This is a genomic window from Shewanella sp. 553, assembly GCF_059338375.1.
On the sequence record NZ_CM181701.1, the window covers coordinates 2,618,484 to 2,640,884 of the forward strand.

8 protein-coding genes are annotated in these 22,401 nt (G+C 50.5%); 7 read left to right on the top strand and 1 reads right to left on the bottom strand.

Annotated elements, in window-relative coordinates; translation table 11 throughout:
• The first annotated feature begins 155 nt into the window (after positions 1 to 155).
• The 5 genes from AC5YBZ_RS11650 (at position 156) to pfaD (ending at position 18,495) form a co-directional block, all read left to right on the top strand.
• Entirely contained in the window at positions 156 to 1,034 is an 879-nt protein-coding gene (locus AC5YBZ_RS11650) for a transposase family protein (RefSeq protein WP_494521328.1), read from the top strand.
• Complete coding sequence (locus tag AC5YBZ_RS11655; RefSeq protein ID WP_494542934.1) at positions 1,034 to 8,830, top strand: SDR family NAD(P)-dependent oxidoreductase; 7,797 nt, start codon at positions 1,034 to 1,036, stop codon at positions 8,828 to 8,830. Before AC5YBZ_RS11650 ends, AC5YBZ_RS11655 begins: the two co-directional genes overlap by 1 nt.
• A complete protein-coding gene (locus AC5YBZ_RS11660; RefSeq protein WP_494521326.1) occupies positions 8,830 to 11,025 on the top strand; it encodes a PfaB family protein in 2,196 nt (731 codons plus the stop codon). The genes AC5YBZ_RS11655 and AC5YBZ_RS11660 overlap by 1 nt, the downstream gene beginning before the upstream one ends.
• Positions 11,025 to 16,781: a hotdog fold thioesterase gene (locus tag AC5YBZ_RS11665; protein ID WP_494521325.1), complete on the top strand. Its 5,757-nt coding sequence runs from the start codon at positions 11,025 to 11,027 to the stop codon at positions 16,779 to 16,781. The genes AC5YBZ_RS11660 and AC5YBZ_RS11665 overlap by 1 nt, the downstream gene beginning before the upstream one ends.
• Positions 16,782 to 16,872: 91 nt before the next feature.
• Positions 16,873 to 18,495 (top strand): eicosapentaenoate synthase subunit PfaD, encoded by a 1,623-nt coding sequence (gene pfaD, locus AC5YBZ_RS11670; protein WP_494542935.1) that lies wholly within the window; start codon positions 16,873 to 16,875, stop codon positions 18,493 to 18,495.
• A gap of 118 nt (positions 18,496 to 18,613) precedes the next feature.
• On the opposite strand, the gene AC5YBZ_RS11675 is transcribed toward pfaD, so the two are convergent.
• Complete coding sequence (locus AC5YBZ_RS11675; RefSeq protein WP_494542936.1) at positions 18,614 to 20,914, bottom strand: penicillin acylase family protein; 2,301 nt, start codon at positions 20,912 to 20,914, stop codon at positions 18,614 to 18,616.
• A 124-nt stretch (positions 20,915 to 21,038) separates the two neighbouring features.
• On the opposite strand from AC5YBZ_RS11675, the gene AC5YBZ_RS11680 reads away from it, so the two are divergent.
• Both AC5YBZ_RS11680 and AC5YBZ_RS11685 read left to right on the top strand, forming a co-directional pair.
• Complete coding sequence (locus AC5YBZ_RS11680) at positions 21,039 to 21,290, top strand: hypothetical protein (protein ID WP_110458578.1); 252 nt, start codon at positions 21,039 to 21,041, stop codon at positions 21,288 to 21,290.
• Positions 21,291 to 21,592: 302 nt separating this feature from the next.
• Positions 21,593 to 22,396, top strand: coding sequence for a molybdate ABC transporter substrate-binding protein (locus AC5YBZ_RS11685; RefSeq protein WP_494521322.1), 804 nt, complete (start codon positions 21,593 to 21,595; stop codon positions 22,394 to 22,396).
• Positions 22,397 to 22,401: the final 5 nt, after the last annotated feature.

Sequence of the window (22,401 nt, forward strand, 5' to 3'; positions counted from 1 at the left end):
AGGTGATTGTGTTGACCGTAAACCTACTGTAGTCTGCTGGCAAATAATGATGAATCATCGATAAATATGTGACCTAGGGTGTCGTTGTTTCGGCATCAGTACGCAAAGATTTGGTGGTTGTCCCAACTGATTATTAATGGAATTTAACTGAGCCTATGGTTGAACCTCAGGATGAAAACCCGCTTGTGATAGATGAAAGGTTACCAGCGCGCCCTGTACGCCTTGAGGCCAGCAGATTAAGTGAGTTAAGCCATAAAAATGCTACGACGACGCCCGAGATGCGCCGCTTCATTCAAGGCTCTGATCTGCCAGTAAGTCAGCTGGCGAGAGTGCTCAATATCAGTGAAGCCACGGTACGTAAGTGGCGTAAGCGCGATTCAGTCAATAACACACCGAATACGCCACATCATCTCAATACCACGTTGACCCCAATGCAAGAATATGTGGTGGTGGGCTTGCGCTATCAATTAAAGATGCCGCTCGACAGATTGTTAGAGGTAACTCAGCAGTTTATTAACCCCAATGTATCTCGCTCTGGTCTCGCTCGCTGCCTCAAGCGTTATGGTGTATCACGGGTCAGCGACATCGAAAGCCCCAACGTGCCCGAGCGTTATTTTAATCAATTGCCTATCGCACAAGGGAGCGATATTGCCACCTATACGCTAAACCCTGAAACATTAGCCAATACCTTGGCACTGCCCCAAGCCGATGGCGACACTGTGGTGCAAGTAGCATCACTGACCATTCCGCCACAACTAACCGACTCCACCCCTAGCTCTGTGCTACTGGGTATCGACCCTCACAGTGACTGGATCTATTTAGACATATACCAAGATGGCAATACCCAAGCCACAAGACGCTATATCGCCCACGTATTACAACATGGGCCGTTTCATTTGCGTAAGTTATTAGTACGCAACTATCACCTATTTTTACAGCGATTCCCTGGTGCCAAGCTCACTCATGGCACACACACAGACGCTGACATTCACAACAAGACGCCTGACACTCAGGCATCTACTGGAGACTCATAATGAGCCAGACCGCTAAACCTACAGCCGAACAAGCCGCTGAGCAGCGTGACACACGCCTCAATAAGCGACTGAAAGATATGCCAATTGCCATCGTTGGCATGGCCAGCATCTTTGCCAACTCTCGCTACCTGAACAAGTTTTGGGACTTAATCAGTGAGAAAATTGATGCGATAACGGAAGTGCCAGACACCCATTGGAACAGCGAAGACTACTTTGACACCAATAAGAGTGCGCCCGACAAAAGTTACTGTAAGCGCGGCGGCTTTATGCCAGAAGTCAACTTCAACCCAATGGAGTTTGGCCTACCGCCAAATATCCTCGAGTTAACCGATACCTCGCAGTTATTGTCACTCATCGTCGCCAAAGAAGTCTTAGCCGATGCCAATCTGCCAGCCGATTATGATCGTGACAAAATCGGGATCACCCTTGGGGTCGGCGGCGGTCAAAAGATCAGTCAAAGTCTCAATGCACGCTTGCAATACCCTGTACTTAAAAAAGTATTCAAAAACAGCGGTATCAGCGATGCAGACAGTGAAATGCTGATCAAGAAATTCCAAGACCAGTATATCCACTGGGAAGAGAACTCATTCCCTGGTTCCTTAGGTAACGTGATTGCAGGCCGTATTGCCAACCGTTTCGACCTAGGTGGTATGAACTGTGTTGTCGACGCCGCGTGTGCTGGTTCATTAGCCGCTATGCGTATGGCGCTGAGTGAGCTCGTTGAAGGCCGCTCAGAGATGATGATCACAGGTGGTGTGTGTACCGACAACTCTCCTTCGATGTATATGAGCTTCTCAAAGACCCCCGCCTTTACCACCAATGAAACCATTCAGCCCTTTGATATCGACTCTAAAGGGATGATGATTGGCGAAGGCATCGGCATGATAGCGCTTAAGCGTCTTGAGGATGCGGAGCGTGACGGCGATCGTATCTATTCAGTGATCAAAGGCATAGGTGCATCGTCAGACGGCAAATTTAAGTCTATCTATGCACCGCGCCCTGAAGGTCAAGCTAAGGCACTTAAACGCGCCTATGATGACGCAGGCTTTGCGCCCCACACTCTTGGGCTTATCGAAGCGCACGGCACGGGCACAGCCGCCGGTGATGCGGCCGAATTTAGGGGCTTAAGCTCAGTATTTGCAGAGGACAATGACAGCAAACAACATATCGCGCTGGGTTCGGTAAAATCGCAAATCGGTCACACCAAATCAACCGCGGGAACCGCAGGGTTGATCAAGGCGGCACTAGCGCTGCACCACAAGGTGTTGCCAGCTACCATTAATGTCAGCGAGCCAAATCCAAAACTGGATATCGAAAACTCACCGTTTTACTTAAACACTGAAACTCGCCCTTGGCTGCCTCGTCCCGATGGCACGCCGCGCCGCGCGGGGATCAGCTCATTTGGTTTTGGCGGCACTAACTTCCACTTTGTATTGGAAGAGTACAACAGTGAACATGCGCGTACCGATAGCCAGCTGACCCAATACCGTCAGCGCAGCGTTGCTCAAAGCCTGCTATTTAGTGGCACGAATAACGCTGAGTTAATCGCAAGCCTCAATAGCGCCCTCAGCGCCGCCAACAATGGCACTCGCCTAACCGACATCGCCAGCGGTTATGGTCTACGAAAACTTGAGGCTAATGCCCCGCGCCTAGGCTTGGTCGCTAGCAGCAATGACGAGCTCATTAAGCTGATAAATCAGGCGCTAACCAAGCTGCAATCTAGTGACGAGGCTCACTGGTCACTGCCAGGTGGTATTCATTACCGCGCCGCAGCAATGACAGAGGGTAAAGTGGCCGCCCTCTTTGCAGGGCAAGGCTCACAGTACCTCAATATGGGCCGTGAACTCGCTTGCCACTTCCCAGAGATACGCCAGCAATTTGTACGCGCTGACAAGGTGTTTGATGCCCACAACAAGACACCATTGTCTCAGGTTGTTTACCCTATTCCAGTGTTTAGCACTGAGGCTAAAAAGGCACAAGAAGCACTATTAACCAACACAGCTAACGCACAAAGTGCGATTGGTGCCATCTCAATGGGCCAATACGCGTTACTGACCGCCGCAGGTTTTGAAGCTGACATGGTCGCTGGCCACAGCTTTGGTGAACTCAGTGCGCTTTGTGCCGCAGGGGTTATCAGCAGTGACGATTACTACAAGCTCACCTTTGCCCGCGGCGATGCCATGGCGACTAAGCTTGATGACGGTGTGGATAGCGGCGCAATGTATGCCATTATCACCAAAGCTGCCAGTGATCTTGAATTACTTGAATCAACTATCGCCAAATTTGATGGCGTAAAAGTGGCAAACTACAACGCGCCAACTCAGCTAGTGATTGCAGGCCCTACCGCCGCAACTTCAGAGGCAGCAAAAGCCTTAAGTGACATCGGCTTTAAAGCGATCTCACTGCCGGTTTCGGGTGCGTTCCATACGCCATTGGTTGGCCATGCTCAAGCTCCGTTTGCTAAGGCTATCGATGCGGCGAAATTCACTAAGCCACAACGCCCGATCTACTCAAATGCCACAGGCCAACAGTATAACTCGGCCGCGAAGACCATTAAGAGCGAGTTTAAGCAACATATGCTGCAATCGGTTCGTTTTAGCGAGCAGTTGCAAGCCATGTATGATGCGGGTGCCCGTGTATTTGTTGAGTTCGGTCCTAAAAACATCTTACAAAAATTGGTTGAAAACACCCTTAGCGACAAGATGAGCGAACTGTGCACTGTCAGCATCAACCCAAATCCTAAAGGCAATAGCGATGTGCAACTGCGTCAAGCGGCAGTTCAACTAGCTGTTAATGGTATTGCATTAGAAAACCTCGATCCTTATGCGGCGCCAATAGCGGCCGAAGAGCAGCCATCGGCAATGAACATCAAGCTGACAGCGACCAATCATATTAGCCCAGCAACTCAGGCTAAGATGGCCAAATCGTTACAGACAGGTGCGATCTCGAGTCAAATAGTTGAAAAATTAGTTGAAGTTGAGAAAGTGGTCGAAGTCGAGAAAATTGTAGAAGTAGAGAAGATTGTGGAAGTTGAGAAAGTTGTGGAAAAAGTCGTAGAAAACAACGGCGCGGTAAACCGTTCGCCTGTAAACAATACCCCAGCACAAGCGGCTGCGCCCAAAATGGCTACCACCATGGCCACGCCAGTGAGCAACGATGCCCTAAGCCAGTTCTTTGCAGCCCAAAGCCAAGCGGCGGCATTGCATCAGCAGTTCCTGTCAATTCCTCAGCAATATGGTGAAACCTTCACTAGCTTGATGACCGCGCAAGCACAGATGGCAGCCTCTGGAATGACTATTCCAGAAAGTCTGCAACGCTCAATGGAGCAGTTCCACCAGCATCAGGCGCAAACGCTGCAAAGCCATACACAGTTCCTTGAACTGCAAGCACAAAGCAGTACTGCTGCGCTTGAACTGTTAAATCATGGTGCAATCGCTACAACTCCGCCAGCGCCAGTACAAGCAGCGCCAACCCAGTCAGCCCCAGTCGTTACCGCTGCACCATTGGCTAGCACTGCGGCAACCTCAATGACAAAGGCTGCACCTACCGTTGCCCCTGCGGTAGCACCAAAAGCTGTAGCGCCTGTCGTGGCAGTTACTGCACCAGCCGTTATAACGCCAGTTGTTGCAAGCCCAGTCGTTGAACCAGCGCCAAGCAACGCGCTTTCTGCTGATAAAGTGCAAGCGACCATGATGTCGGTAGTGGCTGAAAAAACCGGTTACCCAACCGAGATGCTTGAACTTGAGATGGATATGGAAGCCGACTTAGGCATCGACTCTATCAAGCGCGTTGAAATTTTAGGCACAGTGCAAGATGAGCTACCAGGTTTGCCAGAGCTCAGCCCAGAAGACTTAGCTGAGTGTCGCACCTTAGGTGAAATCGTTGCTTACATGAACAGTAAACTGCCAGCCGTTGGCAGTGCACCCGTTACAACAAGCGCGTCGGCTCCAAGCGGTCTAACTAACGAGCAAGTGCATAGCACCATGATGAACGTGGTAGCCGAGAAAACCGGTTACCCAACTGAGATGCTTGAGCTTGAGATGGATATGGAAGCCGACTTAGGCATCGACTCTATCAAGCGCGTCGAAATTTTAGGCACAGTGCAAGATGAGCTACCAGGTTTACCAGAGCTCAGCCCAGAAGACTTAGCCGAGTGTCGCACCTTAGGTGAAATCGTTGCTTACATGAACAGCAAGTTACCAGCGACAGCCGCTGCGCCCGTTGCTGCAAATGCGCCAGCTGCCCTCACTCCTGCCACGACTGCTGCGCCTGTTCAAAGCGGTCTGACTAACGAGCAAGTGCACAACACCATGATGAACGTGGTGGCAGAGAAAACCGGTTACCCAACTGAGATGCTCGCCCTTGAGATGGATATGGAAGCCGATTTAGGCATCGACTCTATCAAGCGCGTTGAAATTTTAGGCACAGTGCAAGATGAGCTACCAGGGCTACCAGAGCTCAGCCCAGAAGACTTAGCCGAGTGTCGCACCTTAGGCGAAATCGTGGCCTATATGAACAGCAAGTTACCAGCGATAGCCGCTGCGCCCGTTGCTGCAAATGCGCCAGCGGCCCTCACTCCTGCCACGACTGCTGCGCCTGTTCAAAGCGGTCTGACTAACGAGCAAGTGCACAACACCATGATGAACGTGGTGGCAGAGAAAACCGGTTACCCCACCGAGATGCTCGCCCTCGAGATGGATATGGAAGCCGATTTAGGTATCGACTCTATCAAGCGCGTTGAAATTTTGGGCACAGTGCAAGATGAGCTGCCAGGGCTACCTGAGCTCAGCCCAGAAGACTTAGCCGAGTGTCGCACCTTAGGTGAAATCGTGGCCTATATGAACAGCAAGTTACCAGCGATAGCCGCTGCGCCTGTTGCCCTCACTCCTGCCACGACTGCTGCGCCTGTTCAAGGCGGCCTGACTAACGAGCAAGTGCAGAGCACCATGATGAACGTGGTGGCCGAGAAAACCGGTTACCCAACAGAGATGCTCGCCCTAGAGATGGATATGGAAGCCGATTTAGGTATCGACTCTATCAAGCGCGTTGAAATTTTGGGCACAGTGCAAGACGAGCTACCGGGTCTACCTGAGTTAAACCCAGAAGATTTAGCTGAGTGTCGTACCTTAGGTGAAATTGTTAGCTATATGAACAGTAAGCTCGGCGCTTCATCAATCGCTGCGCCTGTAAAGGCTGAGCCCTTAAATGATAAGCCTGCTGCGATCTCAAGCGAGCCGAGTGTTGAACTGCCACCTCACAGCGAGGTAGCGCTAAAAAAGCTTGATGCGGCGGAGTTAGTTAACAACTGTTTCGCCGCTAACACTCACATTGTGATCAATGATGATGGCCATAATGCAGGTGTGCTAGCCGAGAAACTGGTTAAACAGGGCTTAAACGTGGCCGTAGTGCGTTTACCGAAAGGTCAACCACAGTCACCGCTAAACAGTGATATCAAAAGCTTTCAAGCTGACAGTGCAGATGAAACTGGCATCGCTGCCGTAATTGATCAGATTGAAAAGCAGTTAGGCACTATCAGCGGCTTTGTTCACTTGCACCCACAAGAGACGCAAGCAACAGATAATAGCAGCGTGCAGCTTAGCGACGACAGCTTCAATCACTTGAGCCAAGCCTTCTTGTGGGCCAAGTTGTTGCAAGCTAAATTAACCCAAGATACCGGTGCGCGACGCGCGTTCATCAGCGTCAGTCGTATTGACGGTGGCTTCGGTTATTTAGACCTTGAACAGTTAAAAACTGCAGAGCTCAACCAAGCCGCACTGGCTGGTCTCACCAAGACATTAAGTCACGAGTGGCCAAGCGTATTTTGCCGTGCATTAGACATCGCACCTGCATTGGATGCCAGCCGCTTAAGTGATGCCATCGCCAACGAGCTGTTTGATAGCAATGCAACATTGAACGAAGCAGGTTTAAGCCTCAATGAGCAAGGTCAACTGCAGCGCACAGCCCTGATTGCAGGCGATGCGAGCGTAAAAACAGCAAAAAGTGAGCTAAACAGCGCAGATAAAATACTGGTGACCGGGGGTGCAAAAGGCGTAACCTTTGAGTGTGCCCTAGCTCTCGCTAAGCGTTGTCAGTCTCACTTTATCTTGGCGGGTCGTAGCCAACATGTGACCCTTAACAATCTGCCCAGCTGGGCACAAGGTAAATCTGCCACTGAGCTCAAATCAGCCGCGATTGCCCACATTATTGCCTCGGGTGACAAACCAACGCCTAAGCAGGTAGATGCACTCGTGTGGCCGGTACAGAGCAGTTTAGAGATCAATGCCGCGCTGGATGCGTTTAACGCAGTAGGCGCGAGCGCCGAATACATCAGCATGGATGTGAGCAATGCTGACTCGGTAAACAGCGCACTGAGCGCTATCACTCAGATAACGCCAATCACAGGCCTTATCCATGGTGCTGGTGTCTTGGCTGACAAACATATCCAAGACAAAACCTTAGATGAACTGGCACGGGTTTATGGCACCAAAGTCAACGGCCTCAAGGCGCTGCTTTCTGTCATTGATACCAGCCAGCTAAAACTGGTTGCCATGTTCTCCTCGGCGGCAGGTTTCTACGGCAATACTGGCCAAAGCGACTATGCCATGTCGAACGACATCCTTAACAAAGCGGCACTGCAACTGTCGGCAAAGCACCCAAGTGCCAAAGTGATGAGCTTTAACTGGGGACCTTGGGATGGCGGCATGGTTAACCCGGCGCTGAAAAAGATGTTTACTGACCGAGGCGTGTATGTGATCCCTCTGCAAGCAGGTGCGGAGCTATTTGCAACCCAACTACTCACAGAGAGTGGCGTGCAGCTGCTCGTGGGCACAGACATGCAAGGCAACAGCAAAAGTAACACTGCCACTAAGGAAGCGACTGTAAAAAAGCCTAATGCGGGTGAGGTGCAAGTTGCACAGCGCCCGCAGCGCGACGTCACCGCACTGACTGAAGTGACACTTAAGCGAGTGCTAAAGCCTGATGCATTGACCTTTGTTCGAGATCACCGCATTGGTGGCAATCCCGTATTGCCAACGGTCTGTGCTATCCAATGGATGCGCGAAGCGGCGCTTGAGCAGTATGGGCTAACGCTCATGGTGCAAGACTACAAGTTACTCAAAGGCATAGTGTTCGACTCAGGCGAGAGCCAAACCTTAATGATGAGCTTAACCCCGCAATATGAAGCGGGTGCACTCAAAGGTATTAAGGCGTTAATCAGCTGTGAAGGACGGCCTCAGTATCAGGCACTATTAGTGAATACAGGCGACGTGCAACATAGCACTAAGCAGTTTGATGAGCTCAGCCAAGTCGTGCCTGTAACGGATAAAGCTAGGCTTTACAGCGACGGCACCCTGTTCCATGGTCCGCGTTTACAAGGCTTAGATAAGGTGCTGCGCTTTAATGAGCACGGCTTAGTGGTTAGCTGTCAGCTGCCTAATGTGGCCAAGCAAGATTGTGGCGACTTTACCCCAAGCTTAACGGCTAAAGGGTGTCAGCCTTTTGCTGAAGATCTGCTACTGCAAGCGATGCTAGTTTGGGCAAGATTAACCTATGGTGCTGCCAGCCTACCCTCGACCATTGGCGAGTTCGTCAGTGTGTTACCTATGGACTTTGGCGACAATGGTTATATTGAACTCACCGTCCTTAAAACCAGCAGCCGACAGCTCATCGCTGATGTCGCCCTGTATCATCAAAATGGCCAATTAAGCTGCGTAATGAGATCGGCAAAAGTGACCATTAGCAAATCGCTTAACGGCGCTTTTGTTAACGAGCAACACATTAAAGAGGATCATGCATAGTGACACTCAATAATGGGACTCTCAATAAAGGGAGTGCAACGCAAAGCGATAGCAAGCTTGACCAAGATGAGGCGGCGCCACTGCGTGTCGCCGCGCTCGTGATTAATATGGCAGACGTTATGCCTAGCGAGCTGAGCAATGAACCTATCTTGGTGATTGAGCTTGACAGGTTCACAACAAATCTTGAAATGGCGCTAGACCTTGTGGCCGCTGGCGAAGTAGTCAACATTCAGGCACCGCAAAGCAGTTTGGTATTAATGCCCGCACTTGTGGCCGCGCAGCGAAAGCTGCATCCGCACGCGTATCTCGCTGGGGTGCAATATGCCAAAACTGCTGACGTGGCATCGAACCTCGCGCTAAAACAAGCTAAGCGAGATCTGAGCGCGGTAAACTGTCAGCGCACTCTTGTTATTAATAATGAACAAGTGAGTCATCCAGAGGTTGAACGCAATCAACTTGCATTTGACGCGCTTTGCCAACTGATTATCGATATCGCACAGCGCACCATTACCCGTGACGATAACTCGAGCCACTATTGGTTTACAGAGCGTTATCAGGCACGTGTAGCAAGGTTAAATCTGCAATTTGACCCCGCAGATAGTGCAATGATCCATGTAGCCATTGTGCTGACCCAAGGTACGGGTCGATTAAAAGCAAGATCCTTGCTCAAAGCACAGCGCCTATTCTTCTTAATCTCTGGCACCAGTGAAGCCGAGTTAAATCAAGGTTTGTGGGCGTTAGCCGCTGAGCTAGATAGTATTAGGTTGATGGTCGACAATTCAAAGATCACGTCATCTTTGCTGGAGTTAATGCAGGAAAATTTACATGAATTTGAAATCAGTACCAGTCCACGTTTTGCGCTCACATTGCAAGCCACTAGCATAGAGTCTCTCACGCAAGAGATTGCCTGTATGAGTGATGCGTTAGGCGGAGTGTTTAAAGAAAAAGGACAATACAAAACCCCAGCTGGAAGCTTTTTTACGGCCGAGCCACTTGGACAACAACACCTGGCCTTTGTTTATCCTGGTGTTGGCACTGTCTACCACGACATGCTCAGCGAACTGCATCACTATTTCCCTGCGCTCTATGCCCGCTTAGAGCAGCAAGGCGATCTCAAAGCCATGTTACAGGCTGATGAGATCTATCATAGCGACAAACAGATCACAGAGCAGATGGCGCTGGGCGATATGGCGATTGCAGGCGTAGGTGCGAGTTATCTGCTGAGCAAACTATTAATGGATGAGTTTGATGTTAAGCCAGAATACGCGCTAGGTTACTCCATGGGCGAAGCCTCAATGTGGGCCAGTCTTGACGTATGGCAGCAGCCTCATCTCTTGATCGACAAAACCAAAAGCGATCCGCTATTTACGTCCGTCATCTCAGGCGACTTAAGCGCTGTGCGCAGCGCTTGGGGACTGACCGATAGCGATGTGATTCATTGGAACAGCTTTGTAGTACGCTGCACTCCTGAGTCGATTCGCTCAATGCTTGAGCAATATCCACGTGTTTACTTAGCTATTACTCAGGGAGACACCTGCGTGATTGCAGGTTGTGAGCATGGCTGTCAGCAGCTACTAAAAGCCTTGGGGAAACGCGGGATTGCAGCCAATCGTGTAACGGCAATGCACACGACACCTGCACTCAGCCAGCATGAAAATGTGATCGCTTTTTATCAGCAAAATATTGTTCCAGAAGCGGTGAGTCACCCAGTCACATTTATCAGCGCCGCCGATACAGGCAAAGGTATCGATAGGGGCGTTGGCGATGAACAGGGTCAGTTGAATCCTAAGCTGATAGCAACCTCGATTGCCGATACCTTCTGCAATAGCTTAGATTTTACAGCCCTGATCCAGAGTGCAACGCGCCAAGGCGCACGGCTATTTGTCGAAATCGGTGCCGATCGCCAAAACTGCACTCTCATAGACAAAATACTAAAAAGCAGTGACAGTGAAAAACTCATCGATAATCTGTTATCACCGTCGGCACACCTTACATCTCAATGCTGCACTATTCCGCTAAACGCCAAAGGGAGCAGCGATATCGCGACTCTGCTTAAGGCGATCGGACAGTTAATCAGTCATCGTGTCCCCGTCAGCCTGACCGTGTTGCAGCTGGGACTAAAGCGTCAATTAGCACTGCAAGAGCAGCTAAAGACAACTGATGCGGCAAATACCTTATTAAAAGGGGAAGCATAATGCCTTCAAATGAAGCGCCTTCTCAACCATGCAAAATAGCGATAGTCGGGTTAGCGACCCTGTATCCCGACGCTAAAACGCCGGATCAATTTTGGCAAAACTTACTCGATAAACGCGACTCACGTACCACATTGAGCGATAAAAAACTCGGTGCCAATAGCAGCGACTATCAAGGTGTACAGGGCCAATCGGATCGTTTCTACTGCGACAACGGCGGCTATATTGAAGACTTTATCTTCGATGCAAACGGCTATCGTATCGGGGCTGAGCAGCTCAAGGGACTCGATGACAGTTTCAAATGGGCACTCGATACCAGCCGTAACGCGCTACTCGATGCAGGCGTGGCAGTGGACTCACCGCTACTCGAGCGCACAGGCATCATCATGGGCGCGCTGTCATTCCCAACCGCAAAATCGAATGAGCTGTTTCTGCCGCTCTATCACAATGCGGTAGAGAAGGCCTTGCAAACCAAGTTAGATAGCCGAGATTTTCGCCTGCAAGCCTTTAACGCGCAGACCCAACACACGCCATCAATCGATTGTGCCAACGGGGCTATTGCCCATAATGCCTCTAAGGTTGTTGCCGACGCGCTAGGCCTTGGTCGCGTGCAGCTCAGCCTAGATGCCGCCTGTGCCAGCTCAGTTTATTCACTTAAATTAGCCTGTGATTACCTTGCAACGGGCAAAGCCGATTTAATGTTGGCGGGCGCCGTTTCTGGCGCGGACCCTTTCTTTATCAATATGGGGTTCTCGATTTTTCACGCCTACCCAGATCATGGATTCTCAGCCCCCTTTGATAAAAACAGCAAAGGCTTGTTTGCCGGTGAAGGCGCTGGCGTACTGGCGCTTAAACGTCTCGACGATGCCGAGCGCGACGGCGATAAGATCTACGCCGTGGTCAGCGGGATCGGCCTGTCTAACGACGGTAAAGGCCAGTTTGTACTGAGTCCAAATAGCAAAGGCCAAGTAAAGGCCTTCGAACGCGCCTATCGCAGCAGCGACATAGCGCCAGAAAATATCGAAGTGATCGAATGTCATGCCACTGGCACGCCACTGGGAGACAAGGTTGAACTGGCCTCGATGGAGCAGTTTTTTGCACCACGTCTCAATGGCTCAGCCGCACCCCTTATTGGCTCAGCCAAATCCAACTTAGGCCACCTACTTACTGCCGCTGGTATGCCGGGGATCATGAAGATGATCTTCGCCATGCGCCAAGGCGTATTGCCGCCCAGCATTAATATTAGTGAGGCCATTGGCTCGCCAAATGGCCTATTTGGTGCTCATACTTTGCCAAATAAAGTCACCCCATGGCCGGTAAAGCCAGGCAACCATGAACGGCTTGCAGGGGTCTCGGTATTTGGCTTTGGTGGCTGTAATGCTCACCTACTATTAGAGTCATACACCGCTAAACAGCCAAGAGCTGCAAGCGCACCTTCACAGGCCTGCAGTAACGGCTCAACTCCCGCATTTGCCATTAGCGGTATCGCCAGCCACATTGGGCCGCTTAGCACCATTAATCAACTCGATGCGACCTTACAACAGGGTCAACATGCGTTTATCGACCTCCCCAACAAACGTTGGAAAGGGCTCGACAAGCACCCTGAACTATTAGCTAAATTTGGCATCCATGCCATTCCACAAGGGGCTTATGTTGACAGTTTTGAGCTGGATTTTTTACGCTTTAAACTGCCGCCTAATGAAGATGATCGCTTGATCTGTCAGCAACTGATGTTGATGAAGGTGACCGACGAGGCCATTCGTGATGCCAAGTTAAAGCCGGGCCAGAAAGTGGCCGTGCTGGTCGCAATGGAGACAGAGCTTGAACTACATCAGTTCCGTGGCCGCGTCAATCTGCATACGCAATTGAAACAAAGCCTCAATGCCATGGGCGTGACACTCACAGACAGTGAGTATCAATCCATCGAAACCATCGCCATGGACAGCGTGCTCGATGCTGCCAAGCTCAACCAGTACACCAGCTTTATTGGCAACATCATGGCATCGCGTATCGCATCCCTTTGGGATTTTAACGGCCCTGCTTTCACCATTTCAGCGGGTGAACAGTCTGTGAGTCGCGCACTCGATGTGGCCGAAAATATGATGGTGCAAGAACAGCTCGATGCCGTGGTGATTGCCGCGGTCGACCTCTCTGGCAGCATTGAGCAGGTGATGCTTAAAAATGCCGTAAGTCCGATGGCGGTAACCCCAAGCGATACAGGCTGGAAACTGGCAGAGGGCGCGGGGGCGATAGTGCTCGAACCACTTGCCCAAGCCAAGCAAAGTTATGCCACCATTGAGAGCGTAAACTTTGGCGCCACCAGCACGGTTAGCCGCGTCGCCGATGAGTTACTGACACTCACAGGCACCCATGGCGCACAAATCAGTCTAGTTGAGCAGAGTATTGCTCCAGGCAGCGCGTTGACATGCGACCAATTGCAACAAGCATTGCCGCTAACCCATGCACGTTATGAGCAGGGTCAACAACAGCTTGGACACAGCTTTGCCGCCGCAGGCATGACCAGCCTTATCTATGGCCTGCTGCGCCTCAATCAACAATGCAATCAACAAGGTGCGCAAGATACAAGTCAGCATGCGGTGATCGCTAACATCAGTGAAAATCAGTGTTCGCTAACCCACATCAGTCAAGATGCCGCGCAGTGCACAGCACTGACTCAGCGACTGGCACACACCTTAGGCACCCACGCTGAGCGCAGCTTAGTGAAAGAGGTCGGTTTAGGTGGGCGCGATATCGTGGGTCATATTATTAACACCCCGATACCTGGCCTAGACACCATCAAAGCAAAAGTTGCTCAGGGTCATTTAGCGCCAACCACTTCACGTGCGTCGCAACTAATCAGCTACCCACAGCCAGTTGCGACGTCGGCGGCAGATGCCCAAACGCCAACACAGGCTCACATTGCTAAAGCAATAGGTACCCAGAACATCATGACAAGCAACACACCCAGCGCATTCGATGCGAGCCAATTAGATTTGCCACAAGGCGAGTTAGCGGCATTTCAACATAACCAGCAGCTCACACAGCAGGCGCATATCGCCTTCCTAAAAAGCCGTGAAACAGGCCTTAAAGTGGCTGACCAACTGCTCAAGCAGCAGCTTGCACAAGCCACTGGTGCGGCGCCGGCTCAGTCACACGTGCAGGCTAAAGCGCAACCAACCCTTAAACCACAGCATGACAAAGTAGAACCTTACCGCGCCCCAGTGCCAGCACACAAGCCCTGCATCTGGGATTACCATGATCTCGTCGAGTATGCTGAAGGCGACATCGCCAAAGTATTTGGCCCAGAATATGCCTCAATCGATAACTATTCGCGCCGCGTTCGCCTACCGACCACCGACTATCTGTTGGTGTCGCGGGTGACGAAACTCGACGCCAACATTAATGAATACAAGCCAAGTTCAATGACCACTGAGTATGACATCCCAGAGGATGCGCCTTACTTAGTCGATGGCCAAATTCCTTGGGCAGTTGCCGTTGAATCGGGTCAGTGTGACTTAATGCTAATCAGCTACTTAGGTATTGATTTTGAAAACAAGGGTGAGCGCGTTTACCGTCTACTGGACTGTACCCTCACCTTCTTAGGCGACCTGCCACGGGGCGGTGACACATTAAGATACGATATTAAGATCAACCACTATGCCCGTAACGGCGATACCCTGTTGTTCTTCTTCTCTTATGAGTGTTTCGTTGGCGATACCATGATCCTCAAGATGGATGGTGGCTGTGCTGGCTTCTTTACCGATGCTGAACTGGCCGACGGTAAGGGTGTCATTCGCACAGAAGATGAAATTAAGGCCCGTAATAACGCAACTAAGCTACGCTTTAATCCGCTACTGGATTGCCCGCAGACTCAGTTCGATTACACTGCGATTCATAAGCTATTATCGGCCGACATTGAAGGCTGTTTTGGTCCGTCACACGCAGGTTCAGCTCAACCGTCACTGTGTTTTGCCTCTGAGAAGTTCTTGATGATCGAACAGGTCAGTAAGGTCGACAGAACGGGCGGTGCATGGGGACTAGGGTTAATCGAAGGTCATAAGCAACTGGAACCTAACCATTGGTACTTCCCTTGTCACTTTAAAGATGATCAGGTGATGGCAGGCTCCTTGATGGCAGAGGGCTGTGGCCAGTTACTGCAGTTCTACATGTTACACCTAGGGATGCACACCCAAACGAAAAATGGTCGTTTCCAACCACTTGAAAATGCGTCACAAAAGGTACGTTGTCGTGGTCAGGTTCTTCCGCAATCGGCCCAGCTCACCTATCGTATGGAAGTGACCGAGATTGGATTCAGCCCACGTCCTTATGCCAAAGCCAACATCGACATTCTGCTTAATGGCAAAGTGGTGGTGGACTTCCAAAACCTCGGCGTGATGATCAAAGAGCAAGATGAGTGCACCCGCTATGACGCTCCATTGGCGATTAGCAGCACAGTGCCTGCTGACTCAGCAAGTGCTAAAAAGGGCTATCAAGGTGCGTCAATCAATGCACCGTTAATGGCACAAGTGCCTGATTTGAGCGCTGCACCTAACAAAGGCGTGATCCCTCTGTCACATGTAGAGGCACCACTCACACCTGATTATCCCAATCGCGTGCCTGACACAGTCCCGTTTACGCCGTACCACCTATTTGAATTTGCCACAGGCAATATTGAAAACTGCTTTGGCTCTGAGTTTTCAATTTATCGCGGAATGATCCCGCCACGTACCCCGTGCGGCGATCTGCAGTTAACCACCCGCGTAGTAGAAGTTAACGGTAAACGTGGGGAATTTAAAAAGCCGTCAAGCTGTATTGCCGAATATGAAGTGCCAACGGATGCGTGGTATTTCGATAAGAATAGCCACCATGCTGTCATGCCTTATTCGGTGCTGATGGAGATCTCTTTGCAGCCTAATGGCTTCATCTCTGGTTACATGGGCACCACATTAGGCTTTCCGGGGCTTGAGCTGTTTTTCCGCAACCTAGATGGTAGTGGCGAGCTACTACGCGATGTCGACCTACGCGGTAAAACCATTGTCAACGACTCGCGTCTGTTGTCGACGGTGATGGCTGGCACTAATATTATTCAAAGTTTCAGCTTTGAGTTGAGCACCGACGGTGAGCCCTTCTATCGCGGCACCGCAGTATTTGGCTACTTCAAAGGCGATGCGCTTAAAGACCAGCTGGGCTTAGACAATGGCAAAGTGACTCAGCCTTGGCATGTGGCCAAAGGCATTAGTGCCGACACCAAAGTGAATTTGTTAGATAAAGCTGGGCGCCACTTTAATGCGCCGGCCAATCAGCCTCACTATCGCCTTGCTGGCGGACAACTCAACTTTATCGATAGCGTCGAGATTGTCGATAACGGCGGCACCGAAGGCTTAGGCTATCTCTATGCTGAGCGCACTATCGATCCTAGCGACTGGTTCTTCCAGTTCCATTTCCACCAAGATCCTGTGATGCCAGGTTCGTTAGGCGTTGAAGCCATTATCGAAACCATGCAAACTTACGCCATCAGTAAAGATTTGGGCGCTGGATTTAAAAACCCTAAGTTTGGCCAGATTTTGTCAAACATTAAGTGGAAATATCGCGGTCAGATCAACCCACTCAATAAGCAGATGTCGATGGATGTCAGTATTACCTCGATAAAAGATGAAGGTGACAAGAAGGTGATCACAGGTAACGCAAGCCTAAGTAAAGATGGGCTGCGTATCTACGAAGTCACCGACATTGCTATCTGTATCGAAGAAGCCTTGTAAAAAATAGATCACTTGAGGTATTTGGCCACCCGCCAATACCTCAAGTTAGACAATCGAATAAAGCATAAAAAATGATAAGGGTCTTATTTAAATGAATCCCACCACAACCAACGACAAATTATCGCCATGGCCTTGGCAAGTCAGTGATGCCGACATCAGTTTTGATACGACAACCATGGCCGCGCAGCTGAAAGATTTCAGCCGCGCCTGTTATGTCATCAATGACAGCGACAAAGGCGTTGGCATCGCGACACAAGCCAGCCTAATGACGACTAACAACACTCAAGGCCATCCAGTGAGCGCTTTCACCCCTGCACTGGGCACCGAAAGCCTTGGCGACAGTAATTTTCGCCGCGTTCACGGCGTAAAATATGCTTACTATGCTGGCGCCATGGCCAACGGCATCTCCTCTGAAGAGCTGGTTATCGCCTTAGGTAAAGCGGGCATTCTGTGCTCATTTGGCGCTGCGGGTCTGATCCCTAGCCGGGTAGAAGCCGCCATTAACCGCATTCAAGCCGCGCTGCCCAATGGCCCTTACATGTTTAACCTTATTCATAGCCCAAGCGAACCCGCCCTAGAGCGTGGCAGCGTCGAGCTGTTTCTTAAGCATAAGGTACGCACTGTTGAAGCATCGGCTTTCTTAGGCCTCACACCACAGATTGTTTACTACCGCGCAGCGGGTCTGAGTCGTGACGCCCATGGCAACATCGTTATCGGCAACAAGGTGATCGCTAAAGTGAGCCGCACCGAAGTGGCAGAAAAGTTCATGATGCCTGCGCCCGTGAAGATGCTACAAAAACTCGTGGATGAGGGTTTGATCAGTGTCGATCAGATGGAGATGGCCCAACAGATCCCCATGGCTGACGATATTACTGCCGAAGCCGATTCTGGCGGCCATACCGATAACCGTCCTTTGGTTACGCTGCTCCCCACCATTCTCGCGCTAAAAGAGGAGATCCAAGCCAAGTACCAATACCCAACACCACTTCGCGTGGGTTGTGGCGGTGGTGTGGGCACCCCAGATGCGGCATTGGCGACCTTTAACATGGGCGCCGCTTATATCGTTACCGGTTCAATCAACCAAGCCTGTGTCGAAGCCGGGGCCAGTGAGCATACCCGCAAGCTTCTGGCCACCACAGAGATGGCCGATGTCACCATGGCACCTGCCGCCGACATGTTTGAGATGGGCGTTAAGCTTCAGGTGGTTAAACGTGGCACGCTATTTCCGATGCGCGCTAATAAGCTGTATGAGATCTACAGCCGTTATGACGCCATTGAGTCCATCCCCGCCGATGAGCGTGAAAAACTTGAGAAGCAGGTGTTTCGCTCAAGTCTCGATGATATTTGGGCGGGCACCGTCGCCCACTTTAATGAGCGCGATCCTAAGCAGATAGAACGCGCAGAAGGTAACCCAAAACGTAAGATGGCACTGATTTTCCGCTGGTATTTAGGACTGTCGAGCCGCTGGTCAAACTCAGGTGAAGTTGGCCGTGAGATGGATTACCAAATTTGGGCAGGTCCTGCACTTGGCGCCTTTAACCAGTGGGCCAAAGGCAGTTATTTAGATGACTACCAAAATCGTAATGCGGTGGATTTGGCGAAACACTTGATGTACGGCGCGGCTTACCTCAATCGCATTAACAGCATCACCGCCCAAGGCATAAAACTACCTAGTGAACTACTGCGCTGGAAACCCGTTGAGCGCATGGCCTAAGAGGTAAGTTCAAACTCTAGCTGCAAACTCTAGCTACTAGAGTTCAAGCCGCGAGTTCGATAGATAGTCAAAAACCAGCTTAAGCTGGTTTTTTATTATCTAGCACTCTGTATCTTGGTCAGTTTGCGGGTTGCAGCACTAAACGCGCCTGAATCGCTCCAGGTAATAACGGCGTGGCAGCCTGCTCTGCATACTCATCGAATCCGGCGCGGTAATAAGGCGATAGCGGATGCCCCGACTGCCCGCCGGGTATGGTTAAAATAGCGTGCGACTCAAGCCCTGGCTGCACAATAAAGCGCTGTGATGCACCAAAATTAGGGCGCTGCACCGCAGGCATAAAGGTATCGCCAAAGCCTGCCACCTTAGGCATATCTAACCAACGGCTCAACAGCGGCATCTGCTTACTAAACGGGTGCTGAATATGCAAGGTGTTCACCTTACCCCATGCCAGGTCTTCATAACGATGACTCTCACTGTGCTGGGCCATCAGAGACTGAGTGGCCATCACATAGGTACCAATCACAAACTCCTGCCATGAAGCGTACTCACTGGGTAACCAGCTTGCTGGCTGCTCGCGTAACAGCTGCCACATGGCGGGTTCAAGATAGCGCTTTAACACTGACAGACTTAATTGATGCTGACTCAATGGTGTCTCTATCGCCGCAAAACTGCGATCGACAAGCTGGCTTCTAAACTGTTTCACTAAGGTAAAGCCTATCGACTCGCTGCAAGCACATTCGCCCCATTGTTGCAGATGATGAATATCTTCGGCAAAACGCTGCGGTTGAGACATCAACGTCTTAAGTAGGAGATCATGCCAAGGTCGATAAAAGCGCGCCTGATTATCCAGTTGAATACGGTAAAAATCGGCTTCGTTAAATTGCTCTTGCTCTTGCAACCTATCACGCACTTGTGCGCTGCGCGCGCCCAATGCATAGCCTCCATCGCCAAAACGCCTTGCATCGTTTGTGCTCATCACCCGCGCATTCGCACTCCATAATCTAGCACCGCTGGGATTGAATGCCTGCGGTAAATGGCTTTCACCTTGTTGCCACAATGACAGTTTTACCTGCTCAGGCTCTTGCGCCACATCACTTGGATTGGGTCTTGCCGGCACCGCTCCCGCTATTTGCCATGCCGCATTGCCTTTAGCATCGACAATCAACATATTTTGCACCGGCACGCCAAAACCATGGGCAATGGCTATCCCCTGCTCGGCATCGCTTACGGTCTCAAGTGCCATTAACTCCATATTGACGGCGTAATCTTGGTGCGCCACCCAAGAGAGCGCATAAGGTTGACCTGCATAGGTTTTAACCGGTCCAAAGCGAGAGGTTATCACCTGATGATCCACAACATCACCAGCCAAGGCAATGGGCTCTTGTTCTTGGGTTAACGGTTCATCGGCGGTAATGGCGACCCAATCGGCGGTATCGATGTAAGCATTAGTAAAGCCCCAAGCCACTTTACCATTAGAACCGACCACAATCGCGGGAGCCCCGGGTAGGGAAATCCCGGTCACTTGTACCGCTTGGCCGTTTGCATCAGTATAATTAAGCTGCGCCCGATACCAGATAATAGGCACGGCAAATGACAGGTGCATATCGTCAGAGAGCATGGCATGTCCTGACTCGGTTAAGGTGCCTGTGACCGCCCAGTTATTACTGCCAACTTCAGCCATCTCGCCAATAACGCTATCGCGGCGATTTGCCATTAGGCTGCTTTCGAGCATAGGAATAAGCGGCGGATCGGAGGGGAATAAACTGTGATCTAATGCCGCCTGATAGTTCGAGGTTTGGGTGATAAATGCCCGCATCGGTTTGCCAAACATCCGATCTATTAGGGTCAGCGTGATATCTCTTGCTATGGTATTACTCTGTAAATCCAGATACATACTGTAAATTACCAGCAAGCTATCACTTGGATGCCAAGGCTCAGGGCGACTGCGGGTCAGTAGGTATTCGAATGAGCGTAATCGCTGCTGAGCTAACGCTTGATTGACGCCATCGGTATAACGATCGAGCAACTGTTGCTGCGCCACGGGCAACTGAGTCAATGCCTTATTGGCACGCTTTCTCAGTTGATGGAAACGGCGCTGTTTGTCGAGGTTAACCGCTATGGGGCCAAAAATTTCACTCAGCTCACCCGCCGAATTACGCCGCAGCAGATCCATTTGAAAGAAGCGGTCTTGACCGTGGGCAAACCCCAATGCAAAAGCCACATCTTGGCGATTTTTGCCGCTAATGACCGCTGTGCCTAGTTTATCTCGCTCAATGGAGGTTACACTGCTGATCTTGGCTGTCTTCAATTCGCCAGTCAGTTTAGGTAGACTCAAGTGCAAACTAATATAGGCGCCAACGAGCAGCAAAAAGGCAACCGATAACAGCAAGATGACACTTTTTTTTATTATGTTAATCATGAAGTAACACCAACTTCGCTTGAATGGCCACCACTATAACCAAGTTGCGCATATGTTAACAGTATGGCCCCATTTTTTATGACGTAAGCATTAGGCTCTAAGCCGTTGAGAGCAAAATATTATTATGGCAAAACCCAATAAGAAAGGCCCTAGTCGGACTGTCGATATTGTCTGTGCTCAGTGCAAATGCAAACTGTATAAATACCGTAAGGGAGGCAAAGGCGCACTGGTTAAATGTTTTAAAGAGCGGATAAGCGAAGACTATACCTTCGCACCGGGTATCTGCCCTCAGTGTCAGCAAGCCTTTGCAAGGCCAACGTTGGTCAGAGGCGTTCCGGCATTTAAAATTATCGGCACTAAGGCTCTGATGAAATAATGGCCGTGATGAAGTAATCGCCGTGATCAATTGAGGCTAGTTGTGAGCTTAATCCCCCCTTTGTAAGGTATTAAGCTCAATGCAGTGGCCAAGCTGTTGGCACTACTAATGCTCTCTCACTGAGAGTGATAGCCAACCAAACAAGTCTCTCATGATGGGCTGCGACAATTTGTCGTATAATCAACGTAAGTTAGCGATCTCTACTGCAAGTCTTTCACCTAAACTCAACACCCTATTGCGAGCCGCTATCAACTCAGGCTTGATACCCTGAGCAACTATCGTTTACGTATAGGAATACAATAATGAAGCATCAATGGATATTAGGAACCTTACTGACTCTCGGATTAACCACCAGCGCCGTAGCACATGACAACCCACTGCAATTTCGCGCAGCCGGGAGTTTAAAAGCCGCCATGACAGATATCATCGGGGCATATCAACAAACAAGCGGTACTGTTAGTGATATTGATGCGCAATTTGCGCCCTCAGGACTGCTACGTCAACGTATTGAGCAGGGAGAAAAAGTCGACCTGTATGCATCTGCGAACATGAAACACCCCACCGCATTGCATAACGCGGGCCTGAGTGGTGAAGTGGTGATGTTTGCCCGTAATAAGCTGTGTGCCCTCGCCCAGCCAGAAGTCACCGTAACGCCTACCACCTTACTCCAGCAGATGTTAAATGACACGACTCGCTTAGGCACCTCGACTCCCAAAGCCGATCCCGCTGGGGATTATGCTTTTAAGGTATTCGAGCGAGCGGAAAAACTGTCACCAAATGCCCAAAAAATACTAAGCAGCAAAGCCTTGCAATTAACCGGCGGCCCAACCAGTGCTAAAGCACCTGATGGCCGCAATCCCTATGGCTGGGTGATGGAAAACCACCAAGCTGATATTTTTTTGACCTATTGCACCAACGCAGTATTGGCCAAAAAGCAGGTGAATACACTGCAGATAATCGCCCTACCCGACAATCTCAGCGTCGGCGCTAACTATGGCCTCACGGTGCTCAATGGTGCCCACCCTCACGCCAATGAATTAGCCAATTTTATAATCGCGCCACAAGGCCAAGCCATTCTGGCAGAATACGGCTTCGATGCACCGTAATTACT